Annotated in this window: 13 protein-coding genes; 9 read left to right on the top strand and 4 right to left on the bottom strand. The window is 47.2% G+C overall.

From position 1 onward, the window contains the following. Window positions 1–42: 42 nt before the first annotated feature. Complete coding sequence (locus ACYVJM_RS27715) at window positions 43–417, bottom strand: PAS domain-containing protein (RefSeq protein ID WP_461151490.1); 375 nt, start codon at window positions 415–417, stop codon at window positions 43–45. A gap of 412 nt (window positions 418–829) precedes the next feature. Here ACYVJM_RS27715 and ACYVJM_RS27710 point away from each other — a divergent pair, with 412 nt between their 5' ends. From ACYVJM_RS27710 to ACYVJM_RS27695, 4 genes are all read left to right on the top strand, one after another. Continuing rightward, window positions 830–1156: a sensor histidine kinase gene (locus tag ACYVJM_RS27710; protein ID WP_461151470.1), complete on the top strand. Its 327-nt coding sequence runs from the start codon at window positions 830–832 to the stop codon at window positions 1154–1156. A gap of 499 nt (window positions 1157–1655) precedes the next feature. Continuing rightward, entirely contained in the window at window positions 1656–1946 is a 291-nt protein-coding gene (locus ACYVJM_RS27705) for a hypothetical protein (protein ID WP_461151469.1), read from the top strand. A gap of 1164 nt (window positions 1947–3110) precedes the next feature. Next, window positions 3111–3449: a YciI family protein gene (locus ACYVJM_RS27700; protein WP_461151468.1), complete on the top strand. Its 339-nt coding sequence runs from the start codon at window positions 3111–3113 to the stop codon at window positions 3447–3449. Then, window positions 3450–4694: an RNA polymerase sigma factor gene (locus ACYVJM_RS27695; RefSeq protein WP_461151467.1), complete on the top strand. Its 1245-nt coding sequence runs from the start codon at window positions 3450–3452 to the stop codon at window positions 4692–4694. A 528-nt stretch (window positions 4695–5222) separates the two neighbouring features. Here the strand turns inward: ACYVJM_RS27695 and ACYVJM_RS27690 are convergent. Next, a complete protein-coding gene (locus ACYVJM_RS27690; protein WP_461151466.1) occupies window positions 5223–5555 on the bottom strand; it encodes an alpha/beta fold hydrolase in 333 nt (110 codons plus the stop codon). Between the two features lie 298 nt (window positions 5556–5853). Here ACYVJM_RS27690 and ACYVJM_RS27685 point away from each other — a divergent pair, with 298 nt between their 5' ends. The 5 genes from ACYVJM_RS27685 to ACYVJM_RS27665 all read left to right on the top strand — a co-directional run bounded on the left by ACYVJM_RS27685 (window position 5854) and on the right by ACYVJM_RS27665 (window position 15211). Next, the gene (locus ACYVJM_RS27685; protein WP_461151465.1) at window positions 5854–6477 is read left to right on the top strand and encodes an RNA polymerase sigma factor; all 624 of its coding nucleotides are present in this window, start codon (window positions 5854–5856) and stop codon (window positions 6475–6477) included. A 76-nt stretch (window positions 6478–6553) separates the two neighbouring features. Further along, window positions 6554–7651, top strand: coding sequence for a FecR family protein (locus ACYVJM_RS27680; protein WP_461151464.1), 1098 nt, complete (start codon window positions 6554–6556; stop codon window positions 7649–7651). A 358-nt stretch (window positions 7652–8009) separates the two neighbouring features. Further along, window positions 8010–11372 carry a TonB-dependent receptor gene (locus tag ACYVJM_RS27675; protein ID WP_461151463.1) on the top strand — a complete coding sequence of 1121 codons (3363 nt, stop codon included), beginning with the start codon at window positions 8010–8012 and terminating at the stop codon, window positions 11370–11372. Window positions 11373–11390: 18 nt separating this feature from the next. After that, the gene (locus tag ACYVJM_RS27670; RefSeq protein WP_461151462.1) at window positions 11391–12845 is read left to right on the top strand and encodes a RagB/SusD family nutrient uptake outer membrane protein; all 1455 of its coding nucleotides are present in this window, start codon (window positions 11391–11393) and stop codon (window positions 12843–12845) included. Continuing rightward, window positions 12842–15211, top strand: a complete 2370-nt coding sequence (locus ACYVJM_RS27665; protein ID WP_461151461.1) for a right-handed parallel beta-helix repeat-containing protein — start codon at window positions 12842–12844, stop codon at window positions 15209–15211. Before ACYVJM_RS27670 ends, ACYVJM_RS27665 begins: the two co-directional genes overlap by 4 nt. A gap of 287 nt (window positions 15212–15498) precedes the next feature. On the opposite strand, the gene ACYVJM_RS27660 is transcribed toward ACYVJM_RS27665, so the two are convergent. Together ACYVJM_RS27660 and ACYVJM_RS27655 are read right to left on the bottom strand one after the other, a co-directional pair. Then, window positions 15499–15663 (bottom strand): hypothetical protein, encoded by a 165-nt coding sequence (locus tag ACYVJM_RS27660; RefSeq protein ID WP_461151460.1) that lies wholly within the window; start codon window positions 15661–15663, stop codon window positions 15499–15501. A 190-nt stretch (window positions 15664–15853) separates the two neighbouring features. Then, entirely contained in the window at window positions 15854–17317 is a 1464-nt protein-coding gene (locus tag ACYVJM_RS27655) for a flavin-containing monooxygenase (protein WP_461151459.1), read from the bottom strand. Between the last annotated feature and the right edge of the window lie 73 nt (window positions 17318–17390).

Here is a 17390-nt window from a genome sequence, read left to right as displayed (position 1 = left end):
TCGGGCGTTGTTTACTTCAATGCCTGGTCTAGCCGTATGCAATCACATCTTTGGATAAACCTCATATTCTTCGGCGATGAAATGGGTGACCTTTCCCTGTTTATTTGATAGGGGCTTTATGGTCAGATGGCATTGATAAGGGTCGCCATTTTTACGATAGTTCAGCAGCGTAGCGCTAATGGCTAGCCGCCGATTTAAGCGTTGACGAATTCGGGCCAGAGTAACAAGATCAGTACCCGGACCTTGTAAAAACATCGGTGTTTTACCCACGACATCAAGGGATGGGTAGCCAGTCATCACCCAAAAACAGTGACTAGCCCACAGAATTGATTTTGCTGTATCTGTTACCACTAAGGCACTGCCCCTTTCAAGGGCCCGTTGGTAATATTGACGTTGGCGACGGGATAGCGACCAGATCTTGGAGGGCGGCTACCAAGGACAACTTGAATTGGCAGGCCTAGTGCTTGTCCCAAGCGTCTAAGACAATATTAAAAGGGGGACGGACTGCTGCTAACTCGGGCCGTATGTTACGGATTTTGGTTGACACGATTAAAAAAACACCCAATTAAACGTCCGGCTCAAGGAGCAGGTGCATTAATACTTCGTCGTCTCAGAAGGGAGGGTGGCTGTTGCACAACTCGAAACATACCGCAATTCTAAAGTTTTGATTGGCTAACCAAGCCAGTTTGGCTGCTCAGAAGCACAAAATCTAACAGACTGACTACTTAACCAGCTCCAATTGTGCTACTAATGGAGTTGTGCAACAGCCACGAGGGTTTTCTGAGACAGAGATTTTTTAATATCTGTCCAATGTGATCCGTCGCATACGATGCCCGAGCTAGTGCTGGATATTGACACGGCGGTTTCCATAGGACTCATAACGAATGAGTTAATAACCAACTCGCTTAAATATGCCTTTATCGGTAAGGACAGCGGCACAATTAGCATCAGCCTGACGCGGATGGGCGATGATTCGTTGCTGTTGGTGGTAGCCGACAATGGCATCGGTAAACAGCCTGTGGAAGCCGTCAAAGAAACGGGTTTCGGTACCCAGTTAGTGGAGCTACTCACCCGCCAGCTCGATGGTGTGCTGACCTACGAAAACCAGTATGGGACGTTGGTTAAACTCCGCTTCAACCGGCCAGATAATGTATAAGCAACCTCAAAATAAGTACCTTCTATTCGACCGTTTGCTCATCTCGTACCAATTTCCGGCTTTCGACAGGGGTCGTTTTGTCAGGTAGCGAACCTATTGATTACCCTACCTTTTCGTCTCCTCCTTCTGGCCGTTTTGACCACGCAAAGGGTTCATTCAAGAAGCAGATTAAGGAACTTCCCTCAGTCTTAATTAGGTGCGATTTACAAGAATGCCTTAGATAGTAATAGGGATTAGATTATTTTTTAGACTGATCAACAATACTTATCTAACCATGCTTTAGCTCTGCTCTAATCAAGTGAGATACTCCCTTCTGGGTTTTATGCTTGGCTGCTGTTCTGCTTTAACAAAGTCACCGCTCAAACAAGCCCGCGACAGCTTACCGTTAAGATCAATCCGACGGTCGAAACCATCGCTACCTTAATGAACCAGTTGTCGGCCGAATTACTTGCTGCCCGACTCGGCCAAGGACCCGGCAGGGTACAGACGCTCACGAGCCATGCGGATCAACTACCAGGCGATCCATCCCTACGCGGACCATCCCGCTATGGCAGCCACCAAAGCGTTAGCCGACAAAATAGGCACTGGGGTGTATCTGTTGGGCTTATACGCCCGCCTGCTACCCGATACCGGTTGGCTGACGCCTGTCTCCCCTTTGCTACTGACAGCCCTCCACCCGAATGTCGATTTGGCCCAGGCTGTCCTTACTAATTATATGGCCCAAATTGCTCAATTTTATCACGATGTTCAGATGCCATCGTTTCTTATTCAACAAGCCGATGTCTATTAAAAAGCTATCGATCAGATGCGCCAAAATCAGCCTTCCGCTAGCTTTATTCCTACGATGGAAGTCGAAAGCAAGCCTATACCCTTGTGGTCATGCCGTTATTTATTACTCAGTGGGTCCGGGCTTCAACGACAGAGAAGCGGTACGGACGCTTTGTATGCATGAATTCGGCCACTCCTTTGTCAATCCGTATACCATGTAACCCAAATTGGCTGAGCGGATCAACCAGTATAAAGACTTATTTACAGCTGTACCCAATCAGGGTTACTATACGGACTGGCTGACGGTTTTCAACGAATTGACGGTGCGCGCCGGTAAAATACAGATTGCCTTAAATAGGGGTCTTCCCCGAGAAAGCCATCGACTTCGACGCTTGTACAAAGATTGGCCCTACCAGAATCATTTTAGTGCCCGGCTGGCTTATTAGTAGAAGAATCAAGCTAACTATCCAGCCTTTACCGATTTCCTGCCAGATCTGATTGGCTCGTTAGAAAAACTACGCTATCGTTGATAACCCATTTGTTTGCTAGAAGGCTTGAGGAAAAACCGGCTATTTATTCGAGTGTTATGTGAGGACGAGTCAGTCTGGGCTTCTCTACCTGCGCTGAATGCAATTAGCTGTAAGTCAATGACAGACTTCACAGGTTTCGTCCGTTTACTTAAGCAATGCCGCCAGGTTATCCTTGCCTTTTATGGCTGATAACCACCTGATGGCCCCTAACGTATAGGTCCTACTCTGATCGATGAAGGCATAACCTGGGTAACCACTAAAGGAGAGAGACTGCCACCTGTTCGCAGCCAGTGCATTATCAATGAAAAAGTGAATGCCAGGCCATTTTAATTCAGTTGCTTTTCGCTTTCACTTTTCCTCGTCCGAATCTCGGGCTGTGCACACGTAGACAAACACTACTGGCAACTCTTTGGCGACCTGCTGCAATTTTTTACTGGGCGGCCTTGTCTGTAAGCAGGGTGCACGCCAGGTAGCCGCCCAGCCAACCTGAAGGGGCTGGAATTTCTAACCAATCATACCACAGTAGTCAAAAGCTTTTTTCTGTTGATTTAAGGGTTGTTACTGGAAGGTGAAAATCTTTTTAAAAAAATCTCAGATTTTGTCCACTCCCGGCCTTTCCGATCGTCATTTGTTTTTAACCTCTAAACATTCCCGCAATGAAAGATTTCTTATTAATTTTCAGATCCCCGCAACATGACGGACCATCGGCATCGCCGGAAGAAATGCAGGCGAACCTGAAACTGTGGATGGACTGGTTTGGAAGCATTGCCGCACAAAACAAGCTATCCAATCGTGGAAACCGGCTGGTTCAGGACGGAAAAGTGGTACGCCCGGGTCAGGTGATCACCGATGGTCCGTATACCGAAATCAAAGAATCGATCACCGGCTACATTATTGTAAAAGCCGAATCGTTGGAAGAAGCTGCGGCCACTGCCGGTGGCTGTCCCATCCTGCTCGACGGGGGAAATGTAGAAGTCAGAGAAATTGCCAGTTAAATGAGCGAACCAGACCTGATACCTCATCTTTTCAGAATAGAATACCGGAAAATCACAGCCGTTCTCACGAAACGGTTCGGTCTGGAGCACATTGAAGTTGCGCAGGATATTGCGAGTGATACCTTTTTGCAGGCTTCGGAAACATGGGGGATAAAAGGACTTCCGGAAAATCCCACGGCCTGGCTATATGCCGTCGCTAAAAACAAGGCAAAGGATTACCTCAAACGCAATACGCTGTTTAATGAGAAAATTGCGCAGCAGATTATGTATGAGCAAAATGGTGTGGAAAGTTCCGGTGCCGGGGTCGACGTTGATCTTTCGGACCGGAACATCACCGATAGCCAGTTACAGATGATGTTTGCGATCTGTCACCCGTCCATTCCGGCGGAGGCACAAATTGGGCTGTCACTCAACATCCTTTGCGGTTTTGGTATACATGAAATCGCAGCTGCGTTTTTAACCAACAAAGAAACCATTACCAAACGCCTTTTTCGTGCCCGGGAAAAGCTGCGTTCGAATCAGGTGAAAATTGAATTTCCGGAGGCTGCTGAAATTCAGAAGCGCCTGGAAAATGTGCTAACCACACTCTATCTGCTTTTTAATGAAGGTTATTATGCTTCAGGATGCACTGTAACACTGCGCAAGGATGTTTGCCTCGAAGCTGTCCGACTCACAAATTTGCTTTTGGAAAGCAAGCTCACGAGTCAGCCGCCCGTGTATGCGTTGCTTGCCTTAATGTGTTTCCATGCCTCCCGGTTCGAAGCCCGGATCAATTCAGAAGGAGAAACGGTGTTGTATGAAGATCAGGATGAAAAGCTCTGGGACGAAGACCTGATCCGGCAGGGCGAGTATTTTCTGAACCAGTCTTCATCGGGGAATAAGCTATCCAAATATCACCTGGAAGCTGGGATTGCGTATTTTCATACCCTTAAAAAGGATACAAAGGAAAAGTGGGAAAGCATTCTGCAACTCTACAATCAATTGTTGATCATCGACTATTCACCGATGGCCGCCTTAAACCGAACTTACGCGTTGTCGAAAGCAAACGGGAAAGAAATTGCGATCCTGGAAGCAGAGAAACTGAATCTCACTACCCACCCTTTATACCATGTATTATTAGGTGAATTGTACACGGGCATCGACAACGAAAAAGCGGTAAATCATTTCAAAACTTCGCTGGATCTGACAAATTCCAAAGCAGATCAGAAGGTGATTGTAAAGAAGTTATCAGCTATGGGCTATTAGCTTTTAGCCACTAGCCCATAGTGGACTTCTTCTTCTAACAGACGGTAGGGCCTGGGTCTGGGCTCCAACTGCCCGCATATGTATACGTTCGTGAACTAATATCTCAGTTGGATCTTGTTCATCAGGGAGTTAGACAAGGATTGTCAGTAAGGAAATCCTTTTTGATAGAATAGATCACTCTCTCTGATTAAACAAATTGCCCTTTTTATGACTCCCTTTAACATCCCGCATGGGCGGCCCAGCCTGTTTACTAACAGTCTGGTAATCAGTATCTAGTATCCTGTCAACTATAAAACTCACCGTCCGCGGCTGCGGTTGCTTAGCGTGTAAATCTGTCCCGTTGGAACAATAAGGTCTACTCCAGCTCGTCTCAGGTGGGAGGGTTTTGTGAAACTGGACTAAGAACAAAATTAACGATCATATTGATTAGCAATTTTCTTACTAACCAATACGCAAATCGCAAAAAGCTAGTTGTCGATTGTTTAATGACTTGGCTAGCCTAAAAAATCGCGGATGAAACGAGTCGTTTCAAGGGGCCTCTCTTCCTGTATAAAATGGCCTGACCCTACTACTTCCTTTAATTCCAACTGACAGCTTTTCGGTCTTTTCAGGAAAATGGGTCGCGAAACTGAAGGCTACAGCAGCTCCGACATCATGACCGGCAATTTTGGTATGCTCAATGCCCAACTGGTCGAGTAAGGCGGATACATCACCCGCCATCCCCTTTTTAAAATAGCCTGCCAACGGTTTATCCGAGCCTCCTATGCCGCGCAGCTCAATCACTATGACCTGATAGTCGTCAGCCAGCAAGGGCATGATTTTGTGATAGCTCCACCAAGTTTGAGGCCAACCTGGTAACAAGACGAGCGGCTTACCCTGACCACCTAAGCTATAGTGCAGTTGAACATCATTTTTAGGTAATTGACATTACTGACACGAATTATTTCCTGGTTCTTTTCTTAGACAAGCCTACTTTGCGTGTGGTCTCATTAAGATAAAGATGGTAATGCTATGAGAATAGACATCCAGGTATTGGTGCAAGTTATTTTTCAGCAAATAGATTAGCGAAAATATTCCCTCAAAAACAAACACATGCATAAAAATGTTTGTTTTTGGAGAAAAAATTTAAATTTGGAAATAGCTTCTACTTTTAACAAGCATGTATAGGGATAGGGAAGATGATGATGCACTCATATGGCGTCAGTTCCAGCAGGGCGATTCAGCAGCGCTTGGGCAACTGATGACTAAACACTATGCCGCGTTGTTTCATTATGGAACCAAGTTCAGTCGTAATACGGACATCATCCGCGATTGTATGCAGGATATATTCGTGGAACTCTGGAGTCGACGGACTAGCTTAAGTGCACTTACCACGGCACAAGTAAGGCCTTATCTCATGACGATGCTACGCCGACTACTGCACCAACATCATCTGGACTATCAGCGATACGATTATCAGTCTGCGTTGGAGAAAGACAACACGTTATTTTTTGACACTTCTTTCTCGCCGGAAGATCAGTTTATTGACGATGAAAGTCTGCATCAGCATGCAAACCGAATCGGAAAACTATTGGATAAACTACCGAATCGAGCTAAAGAAGCTGTTTATCTGCGCTTTTACGAGAATTTAGACCGGCCATCCATCGCTCGGATTATGGGCATCTCTGAACAATCCGTTTCCAATTTATTTCAGACTACCTTTGGGCAGTTACGGCAGCAAATTAATCCCGAGTTTTTCCTTCTTTGCTTGCTGCTTTCCTATACCCTTTGGAGAGATTTATAAAATATTTACTATTTTTTTTACTAAAAGCAGTATCTGCTTATTCATTTTCCCTATCGAAAGATGAAAGCGATACATTATGCCTGACTATACCAGATTCACCACTGAAGATTTTCTGGTCGATCCGTTTTTCCAGAGCTGGGTCCGGAATCCGACGGCTACGAATGAAGCCTTTTGGCAGGAATGGTTAGAGCAGCATCCTGAACAGATGGGCGAAGTGAAACTGGCTCGTCAGTTTTTGCTGAGCCTGAACCCTGAACAGTCCCTGATAAGTTCGGATCAGATTGAACAGGATGTACAGCGGATGCTGCAAAAAATAAGCGTTCAGAGCCCTGGGCAGCCGTTTCATAAACTAACGCGCTCGTACACTACGTGGCTGGCTATAGCAGCTACGGTCGTGCTTCTGCTAGGTATAGGCTGGTGGTTTTATAGTTCAGACAATCAGTTGGTAACCGGATCAGAGTTATCATTAAACAATGAGCTAAATGGCATACAGAGGCAACGTAACGACACGCAGCATTCCATCCAGATAAAGCTTCCTGACGGTAGTGTTGCTACGTTGTCGCCCCACTCTGTACTAACCTACCCAGCTGTATTCAGCGATTCGAGCCGGGAAGTGGAGCTGGTTGGCGAAGCGTTCTTCGAGGTAAAGCGTAACCCTGCCAAACCTTTTCTGGTTTATGCTGACCAAATTATTACGCGCGTTTTGGGAACGAGCTTTCGGGTTAGTGCTTACCCGCAGCAACAGCAATTAACGGTAGCCGTACGCACGGGAAAAGTTGCCGTATACGCCCGCGCTATCTCGGAGAACCAGCGTAAAGGTTCTGTCGATAAACGCATCATTTCACTTACCCCCAATCAACAGGTCAATTTTTCGAAAACGGACGCCGTTTTCCAGAAGATGCTGGTTGAAAAACCAATCGTGATTGACAGGAACGTTAAAATCAATGATTTTGATTTCGACGAAACGCCCGTTAGTGATGTACTGCAGCGATTTGAGCAAGCCTACGGTATCGATATCATTTACGATTCTGATTTGCTGCGTGACTGTGCGCTGACAGCCTCACTGGGCGAGGAAACGATGACCGAAAAACTGGCAATTGTTTGTAAAGGAATAGGCGCTACGTTCGAGATTATCGACGGCAAAATCGTCATTCACTCAACAGGATGCCGGTAGTAAGATGACTTAAACGACTGACCACAAGGTAGATTGGTTCACTTCAATTACGAACACAGCATCTTGCCATATGTATTATCACGGGTCAGGGTGCGGTAACCGGGCAGCTGCATTCTTTATATACCCAAACATCAGTTTTTCACCTTAACAACTAACGTTTATCGCCTATGCTAGAATTTAACTTTCTCGCCTGATTTAAAAATTAAGCCGATAGTGCGGCCAGGCACTATCGGCTCTTAGAAACTCCCTCTACTTTCTCAGCCAGAGCATCCATGATTTATGGATGAGAGGAATTGGTTTGTCTGTTTTCAACAAAAACCCGCTAAATCTAATGAAAAAATCATTAACGCTTACGCTAATGAAAATCACTGCCATTCAGCTTTTTGTGGCGTTGATACTTACCGCCGTCAGTTACGCTGGCGACGTAGAAGCGCAGGAGGTGCTTGACCAGCGAGTAAACATAACCATCACACAGGCTACGCTGAAACAGGCCCTGATGCAGGTTAGCCAGATTGCCAACGTAAAATTTGTTTTCAATTCGAAAGTGATTCGATCTGATGAACGCGTGTCAATTTCTGCCCATAACGAACGATTGGCCGATCTGCTTACCCGACTGCTTAAACCGCGCCATGTTCAATACGTAGTGGCAGGGAAGCAGATTATTTTTTCAAGAGAAGAACCAGAACCCGAGTCATGGCTGGAAGCAAACCAGCAATTCGCCGGCAGTAAACCGCTGATGATTAATGAACTGCCTGTTTCAGGAACAGTTCAGGACGAAAAAGGAAGTGGTTTACCAGGCGTCAGTATCGTTCTGAAAGGAACTAATCGCGGAACGACGACCGATGCCAGGGGCGCGTATAGAATTGACGTACCGGATGCCAGTGCCGTTCTGATTTTTAGTTTTGTCGGTTACCAGAGTCAGGAAGTGACAGTGGGTAATCAGACCCAGATGACGCTAACCCTTTTACCTGATAATCAATCCCTGAACGAAGTGGTGGTGGTTGGGTATGGCTCGGTCAAAAAATCGGATCTGACGGGTTCGGTATCCTCAGTGGGGTCTGACAAAATAACGCAGGTTAAAGGTATTTCCAACGTAGCGCAGGCGTTGCAGGGCAATGCCGCCGGGGTTCAGGTCAATCAGTCATCGGGCCAACCGGGGGAGGGTATGATCATTAAAATAAGAGGTACTAACTCAATCAGCGGAGGCAATGCACCCCTTTATGTCGTTGACGGGCTACCGCTGGACGGACTGAGTGCCCAGTTGAATCCCGACGATATCGACCGGATTGAAGTGCTCAAAGATGCCTCTTCGACGGCAATCTACGGCTCGCGCGGAGCGAATGGTGTTATTATTATTTCTACAAAAAAAGGAAAGGAAGGTAAACCCAAGGTATCGTATAATGGCTATTACGGGGTGCAGAGCCTACGTAAAAAAATCGACCTGATTGGCGCCCGCGATTATGCCGTTCTACAGAATGAAGTAATAACCAACGATAATGCATCGGGCCTGAACAACCCCCAAAAGGCATTACCCTGGACGGCAACTCAAATCGACTCGCTGGGAAGTAAAGGCACTGACTGGCAGGATTTGGTATATCGAAATGCCATTGTACAGAATCATGATCTGTCGGTCAGTGGCGGTTCGCAGAATCTGAAATATTACACCTCGTTCGGGTATTACGATCAGGATGGCATTATTCGGAACTCCAATTTCAAGCGGATGTCCTTCCGCGTAAACTTAAGCTACGACATCAGTAAAAGGTTATCCGTCATTAACAGTTTTTCGCTCCAGAATTCAATTTACCGACAGGCAAATTATGCCGGAGCCGATGGGGGTGGCGGTATACCATTCACAACCATGGTGATACCCCCAACCCAGGCTGTATACGATGCCAATGGCAATTACACAAAATTTACCGGTGTACCCTGGGGCGAGACTAATCCGTTAGGCATATCAAGCGAATTGTACAATCCTTCGGCCAACCTTCGGCTTATTGGCAATACGACGCTCGTGTATGAACTGATTAAGGGATTAAAGCTAAATACCAGTGTGGGAATTGATGGCGGCTATGCCAAAAGCGATTACTATGCCCCGTCGACAATCAGCATCGGGCAGCCGGGCGGGCGGGCCTCTAAAAGCTACAGTAACACCAGCACCTTCGTTACAGAAGATTACCTGACCTACTCCACTAGCTTCAGCAAGCACACCATCGATGCGCTGGGTGGTTTTACGTATCAAAGTAATCGGTCTGAAAGCCTGTCCAGTGGTACCGGTATTGGTTTTATTACCAATGCCTTTGCTAACAATAATATTGGGGCCGCTACAACGCCGGGCCTGCCTGGCACCGGCTATTCGGATAGTAAACTGGTATCGTATTTGGGCCGTTTGAATTATAATTTCAGTGATAAGTATTATGTCACCTTAACGGGGCGCTACGATGGCTCGTCACGTTTTTCGGAGGATAAGAAGTTCGCCTTCTTCCCTTCAGGGGCACTCGCCTGGCGCATATCGGAAGAGCCGTTTATGAAACAAATTCAAAGTATCTCAACCCTTAAACTTCGAACAACGTACGGCTTTTCCGGCAACCAGGCGATTGGTAATTACCAGACCCTGGCACGACTTTCCAACACGAACGTAGTCTTTGGCAATGTCAATAACATAGCGTACGTACAGGGCTCGTTAGCTTACAACAACCTGAAGTGGGAGACTACCCGCCAGTTGGATATTGGCCTTGATCTTGGATTCCTCCGAGACCGAATTCAATTAACACTGGATTATTACGACAAGAAAACCAAAGATTTGTTACTGAACGTAGGCTTGCCTACATCTTCAGGGTTCAGTACGGTTCTGCAGAACATTGGTGCTGTACAAAACCGTGGGTTCGAGTTTCAACTGACATCCATCAATACTACCGGCGCGCTACGCTGGAGCTCGGTTGTAACGGTGTCGCATAACAATACCAAGGTGTTGCAGTTGGAGAATGACCCACAGGGTAACCCCGTCTTGTATAAAGAAATTGGCACGGGTGGTAACTGGTTCCCAACAGTGGTAGGGCAGAATATCAATGAATTATACGGCTACAAGGTATTAGGCATTTATCAGACTAACGACGAAGCCGTTAAAAATGGTGAACCCACCAAGCGAGCGGGTGATTACAAGTTCTGGGACCGGGATGGCAATGGCATAGTCGATGGCAACGACCGCACCACACTCACGCACCTGACGCCTAAAGTGACCTTTGGCTTTAACAATACCCTGGCGTACAAGAATTTCAATCTGTCACTTTTGTTTGTGGGTTCACTGGGTAATGATATTGTCAATGAATTCCGGAAATACAATATCACTATGAACGGGAACTGGACGCCGACCAGAGAAGCTTTTAACCAGCGCTGGACCGGCTCCGGGAACGGGTTTGACATTCCCTCCACCAAGAGCGGCAGTTCCATTCGTGACTACGCCAATAGTCTGTGGGTCGAAAACGGTTCCTACGTAAAGCTGCGTGATATTACTTTAGGCTACACCTTACCAACAACCCTGTTGAAGTTGGCTAAAGTTTCATCGGTCAATGTTTATGTGAGTGCGCAGAATTACCTCACCATTACCAAATACAGCGGTTATGACCCGGAAGTTGCCTGGAGTGCGGCCTCTGTAAATGGGTGGGACAGAGGTAACTATCCATCCATGAAATCGATCACCGCCGGAATAAAAGTTGATTTTTAATTTAACTGAAGCACGACCATGAAAAATTATATATTCTCTACGGTTTTTGGTTGTTTACTGGCTCTTACGTTGTCCGGCTGTCAGGAAGATCTACAGGAAAAACCCAGAACATTTGTTAGTCCCAACACGTTTTTTACCAATGCTGATGGCTACGAACAAGTAGTAAAAGGAATTTATTCAACCCTGCCCAGTCTGTTCAGTGCCAACAGCATGATGATGCGGGAAATGTTCAGCGATTACAGTGGCTCACCTTCACCTTCCTTTGAACAGGCGCTCCCCACGTACCAGAACAATCATCAACCCTTCTTTTACAATGTGCGGGAGCAATGGGCGAATGGGTACACGATTATCAAAAATGCGAATTTCATTTTAAGTTATCTCGATCCCGCTACCAATCTGCCAGACACTAAAAAGAAGGAACTTACAGCAGAAGCCCGGTTTTTACGCGCTTTTGCATACTTCCAGCTTGTGCAGTTCTTTGGCGATCTGCCCATACGTACCACTCCTATCAGCGACTATAGCCAGGCGCAGGCACCTCGTTCTCCGCAGGCCGATGTGTATAAGCTAATTCTTGACGATTTGACTTACGCCGAAGCGAACTTACCGGCTCAGGCAAGCCAGCAGGGACGTGTTTATAAACTGGTAGCGACAGCCCTGCTGGCTAAAGTTTATTTGACCATGGCCGGTAATCCTTTAAAGCAGACCCAGTATTTTCAGAATGCGCGGGATAAAGCATTAGCCGTTATAAATTCAGGCAGATTTCAACTCGTTTCCGACTACGCACAGCTTTTCCATAATACCGTCTACACATCCGAAAGCATCTGGGAGCAGCTTTTCCGAGTTGACGTTGGCGGCAACGGACTACAATCCTTGAGCAGTACGGCAAAAGGATTTGTTCCGATACTACTTCCATCAAACTGGTTTATAAACAGTTTTGCCAAGGGCGACCAACGGAAAGAGTGGGGCATAAAGCTGAACTACAAAGGACCCGATGGTACTCCATTGGCCCCCTTCTATAACAAGTTTGTGAATACTACCTACATTGACGCCGGAGCCACACCTTCGGGTGTCATCAATAATTACACCATACCCTTTTTGCGCCTGGGCGAAATTTACCTGATAGCCGCTGAAGCCGAAAATGAAATCGGTGGCCCTGCCAATGCGTATCCATATATTAATCGCATCCGCCAACGGGCACGGGTCAATAAAAGCGACGCCACGAATGTGCCAGACTTGGTCAATCTGTCGAAAGAACAGTTCCGGGAGGCTGTTTATATGGAACGCAAATGGGAACTGCACGAGGAAGGTACCGCCTGGTTCGATTTAAAACGTACCGGTACGCTGACCAAAATTCAAACACTGCGCAGCAGCGATTTGGTACGGCCAATCGGTACGTATAATGATACGTGGTATATACCTGATAATGAGATTCAAAACAATACCATCTCCCAAAACCCATCTTACGGCAAATGACCTGTCCTTCACAAGTAGTACGAGCTGTTCTTAGAGGCATCTTGCTTGGCTGGTTGGGCTTCGCTGTACCGGGATATACGCAGACCCACATCTTCGTGTCTCCGTCGGGAAGCGATAGGCAGCCAGGCACATTGGCATCGCCATTGGCAACGCTGGAGAAAGCGCTGGAAAAAGTAAAAATGGCACCTCACTCTGAGGTGCATATCTACTTACGTAAAGGCACCTATTACTTACCCAAAACGGTACGTGTTACCCCAAGGCTAGTCGGTAACAAGCGGCTTTTGATCAGTGCGTACCAGGATGAACCTGTTGAACTAAACGGCGGGCGGAAACTGGCCTTGCGCTGGAAAAAATCCGGTGACCGAATCTGGACGGCGGACGTAGCGGGCGAACCGTTTGAGCAGCTATACGTTAACGGCAGAAAGCAGGTACTGGCTCGCTACCCAAACTATGATTCAACGGCGCGGGTATTTAACGGAACTGCCGCCGACGCCATCAGCCGAACACGAGTCAGCCGCTGGAGAAATCCGGAAGGCGGCTACGTTCATGCCATGCACCAGCATGAGTGGGGTGATTTTCATTACCGCATAACGGGGAAAACAGGAGATACGCTCACCTACGAAGGGGGGTGGCAGAATAACCGCCCAATGGGGATTCATAAGAACCAGCGGTTTGTCGAAAATATCTATGAAGAGTTGGACGCCCCCGGCGAATGGTTCTATGACAAAGCCACCCATACCCTTTCGTTTATTCCGCCTGCCGGTCTAGATCCGAATACGGTCGTTGTTGATGTGTCGCGGCTGAAATCGTTGGTTGAGTTGATTGGCACGCCGAAAACTCCACTTCGTCAGGTACGTATTCATGGCATACGGCTGGTTAATACCGAGCGGACGTTTATGGAACCGTATGAACCGCTGCTGCGTAGCGACTGGATGTTGTACCGGGGTGCTGCGATTTATCTGGAAAACACCGAGAATTGCCGTATCGAAGCCTGTGAACTTACTCATCTGGGCGGAAACGCCATTCTGGTGAGCCGATATAACCGGAAAACAACAATCGATGGCTGTCATATTCACCATATTGGGGCTACGGCCATCGGGTTTGTGGGCGATACATCGGCGGTTCGGTCGCCCTCTTTTCGGTATGAGTGGTTTGTTCCCTATGTTGACATGGACCTTCGGCCGGGTCCAAAAAACAATCAGTATCCGGCGAACTGCACCGCTAGCGATAACCTCATTCACCACACCGGCGAGATTGAAAAGCAGTCTACTGGCGTTGAGATTTCAATGGCTTCCAACATTGTGGTGCGACACAATACGATCTATCAGTTGCCACGCGCAGGTATCAACATTGGCGACGGCACCTGGGGCGGCCATTTTATTGAATTCAATGATGTGTTCGACACCGTACTGGAAACCGGCGATCATGGTTCGTTTAATTCCTGGGGGCGTGATCGCTTCTGGCACCCGAATCGAAAAACGATGGATAGTCTGGTAGCCGCTCACCCCGAATTGATCGAATTAGACGCTCAAAAGCCAATCGTTATCCGGCATAACCGGTTCCGCTGCGACCACGGCTGGGACATTGATCTCGATGATGGCAGCAGTAATTACGTCATTGTCAACAACGTGTTGCTGAACGGCGGGCTGAAGTTCCGGGAAGGATTTTACCGGACTGCCGAAAATAATGTGATCGTCAATAACTCCTTTCACCCGCATGTCTGGTTTGCCAAAAGTGGCGATAAGTTTCAACGGAACATTGTCATGCGTCCGTATTATCCCATTCAAATCAATAACTGGGGAGAGTTTATCGATCATAACTTGTTTCCTGATGCCTCAGCCTTGGAGAAGGCGCAGAAGAACGGGACGGATACTCACAGCCGGTTTGGTAACCCTCAATTCATTCAAGCTAATCAGGGGGATTATCGGGTTGATAATAAGAGTCCAGCACTGGCGATTGGTTTCCTGAATTTTCCGATGGATAAATTTGGTGTCCTTAAGCCTAACCTACGGGCAATTGCCCGTAGGCCCAAGATTCCCCAGCTAAACAGTATTCTGGGAGAAAAGGGAGCGAAAGAAATTACCTGGCTTGGAATCCGAATTCGGAATGTGAATGGCCTGGGAGACCGATCGGCATTTGGCTTGCCCAGAGAAACCGGTATAATAGTTCTGAGTCTATCGGAATCGAATGAGTTAGCTAAAGCTGGCTTGATGAAGAATGACGTAATACTTAACGTCAATGGGACGGAAATAGCCACTATCGATCAGCTTTATTCAGTTCAGCAGCAATATCACTTTATGAGCACAATGCCTGTTCGTGTGATGCGAAATCAACAGCTTATTGACCTTAGGTTACCCATGCGCTAATTTTTAAAATTAGCGGGAAGCTAGCGGCAAGTGGTAGTGAGCCGTCCTCTTTTCAACAGTTGATGATAGCGGATTTCAGTCCGGTAGATGACGTATGCTACGAACAGGAGTTTACAATTATTAAAATTAGCTGGCCTATAAAACGCCCGTTCAAAGCGATGGCCAGCCAGAATTTAACGTTGGTTTCGATTTATTCCTAGTTCAATCTCAATTTGTTTTCTCACAAATCAACGTCAAATTTTCAATGGTATGGCTGAGTATGTGAGATAAATCTTTGTCCTAAACACTTAGTGTAATTCTTTGTCCAGATAATAAGAAAACCCCGTTTCGGGCATGAATATGCAGACCCGCTTTCGTAAGGAATTGGGCGTTATGGGATTAATAACAACGGCTAATTGATTCATAACATAGCCTTTTGGGCTATTGATCAGATTTTGTAAAACGTCATTCATAGTATGTTGTAGTGTTCAATCAGCTGTTCGGCGTATTGGGTAACCGTACGTGTGGGGGGGGGCGACGCTCAGCAAATCCAACTTATTGATGAAGAGTTTATCGCCGGAAAGTATAGGGGCTATAGGAGCGAAATTAGGGGGACCTTCCCCAAAGCCGGGCATGAAAATAAGACGCATACGCTATTAATTTTCAACGGTTGACCTGATAATCGGCTACGGAGAACCGCTTTGTAAGCCGTCGAAAATGAGTGTTCAGGCGCGGATACAGGGTTGTATTTTTACCGGCTTCATTCATGTACCAACTCTGGCAGCCCGATGCCCAGACGGTTCCGTTAAACTGCTGTTGCAGACGTTGGTTATACGCTTGCTGAACAGATTCTTTCACATCCAGATACCCGGTTCCGCCCAACTGATTAATCTGATTGATGTACTGCATAATGTAGTTCATCTGCGATTCCATGATATGAATGACTGAATTATGACCCAGGCCCGTATTAGGTCCTAAAATAAAAGCCAGATTAGGGAAGTTGGCCGTCGTAACGCCCTTAAACGCTTCTCCGCCTGTTTTCTTCCAGACATCCTGTAAACGGGTATCCGCTTTACCAATAAACTCAGTATAAAAATTCAGATCGGCAACCTTGAACCCCGTACCCAGAATGACCACATCAAAGACGTGTTCCTGCCCGTCGATGGTTTTTATACCTGTTTGGCTAAAGGTATCGATTGGCTCGGTTACGAGGTGAACGTTGGGGCGGTTGAAGGTGGGGTAAAAATCGTCGGACTTCAAAATTCGTTTGCAGCCGATGATGTAATTGGGTGTTAGTTTTTTTCGGGTCTCGGGGTCTTTTACTTCATTGGCCAGCTTTTTGAGTGAAATGTGTTTCATAAGGTTATTGAGCCATTGGCTGCCTGTGAACCCCATTCCGACAAACTCATTGAGCCAATAAATGGATTCCCGCTGTAGTTTCATCAGGATCGGAAACCGGCTGAACCGCTGCCGGGTGGCTGCCGAAAGGGGGCGGTCCAGCCGGTGGCTGATCCAGGCTGGGGTGCGCTGAAAAACTGTTAGCGACTCCACCAGCGGAGCAATGGCCGGCACGAGCTGAATGGCGCTGGCACCGGTGCCAATGACAGCTACACGTTTACCCGTCAGATCGCAGGTTGTGTCCCAGCGCGCCGAATGGATCACCTTGCCCTGAAAAGAGGCAAGGCCAGGAAAGTTCGGAATATTCGGTCTATTCAGCGGTCCCAGCGCGGCCAGTAGCACACGGACTGTTGTCGTAGTCCCCTGTGCATCGATGAGTTGCCAGCATCCCTGATCGGTAATGAACTGAGCCTTCACAATGTCTGAATTGAAACGGATGTGTTTCCGGAGGTCATTTCGCTCCACCACCGATTGCATATACGCCAGAATAGCGGGCTGGCTGGAGTACAGATTAACCCAGTTGGGGTTCAGTTCATCGGCAAATGAGTACAGGGGCGACGCCACATCGCAGGCGCAGCCCGGGTAAATATTATCCCGCCAGGTACCACCAACATCGGTGGCGCGCTCAAAGATCACAAATGATTCTTCATGCTGCTTTTTCAGGCGCAGAGCCGCTACCAGCCCGGCAAACCCTGCGCCGATGATGCCCACCTGAAAGTCGTACGCCATCGGATAAATAAGTTAACTATATTGCACAATATCGCGATAAGATTTGATTTTATCAATCCATTGCCGGCTGTAT

Source organism: Spirosoma pulveris (assembly GCF_054781875.1).
This window is presented reverse-complemented; position numbering and strand designations above follow the sequence as displayed.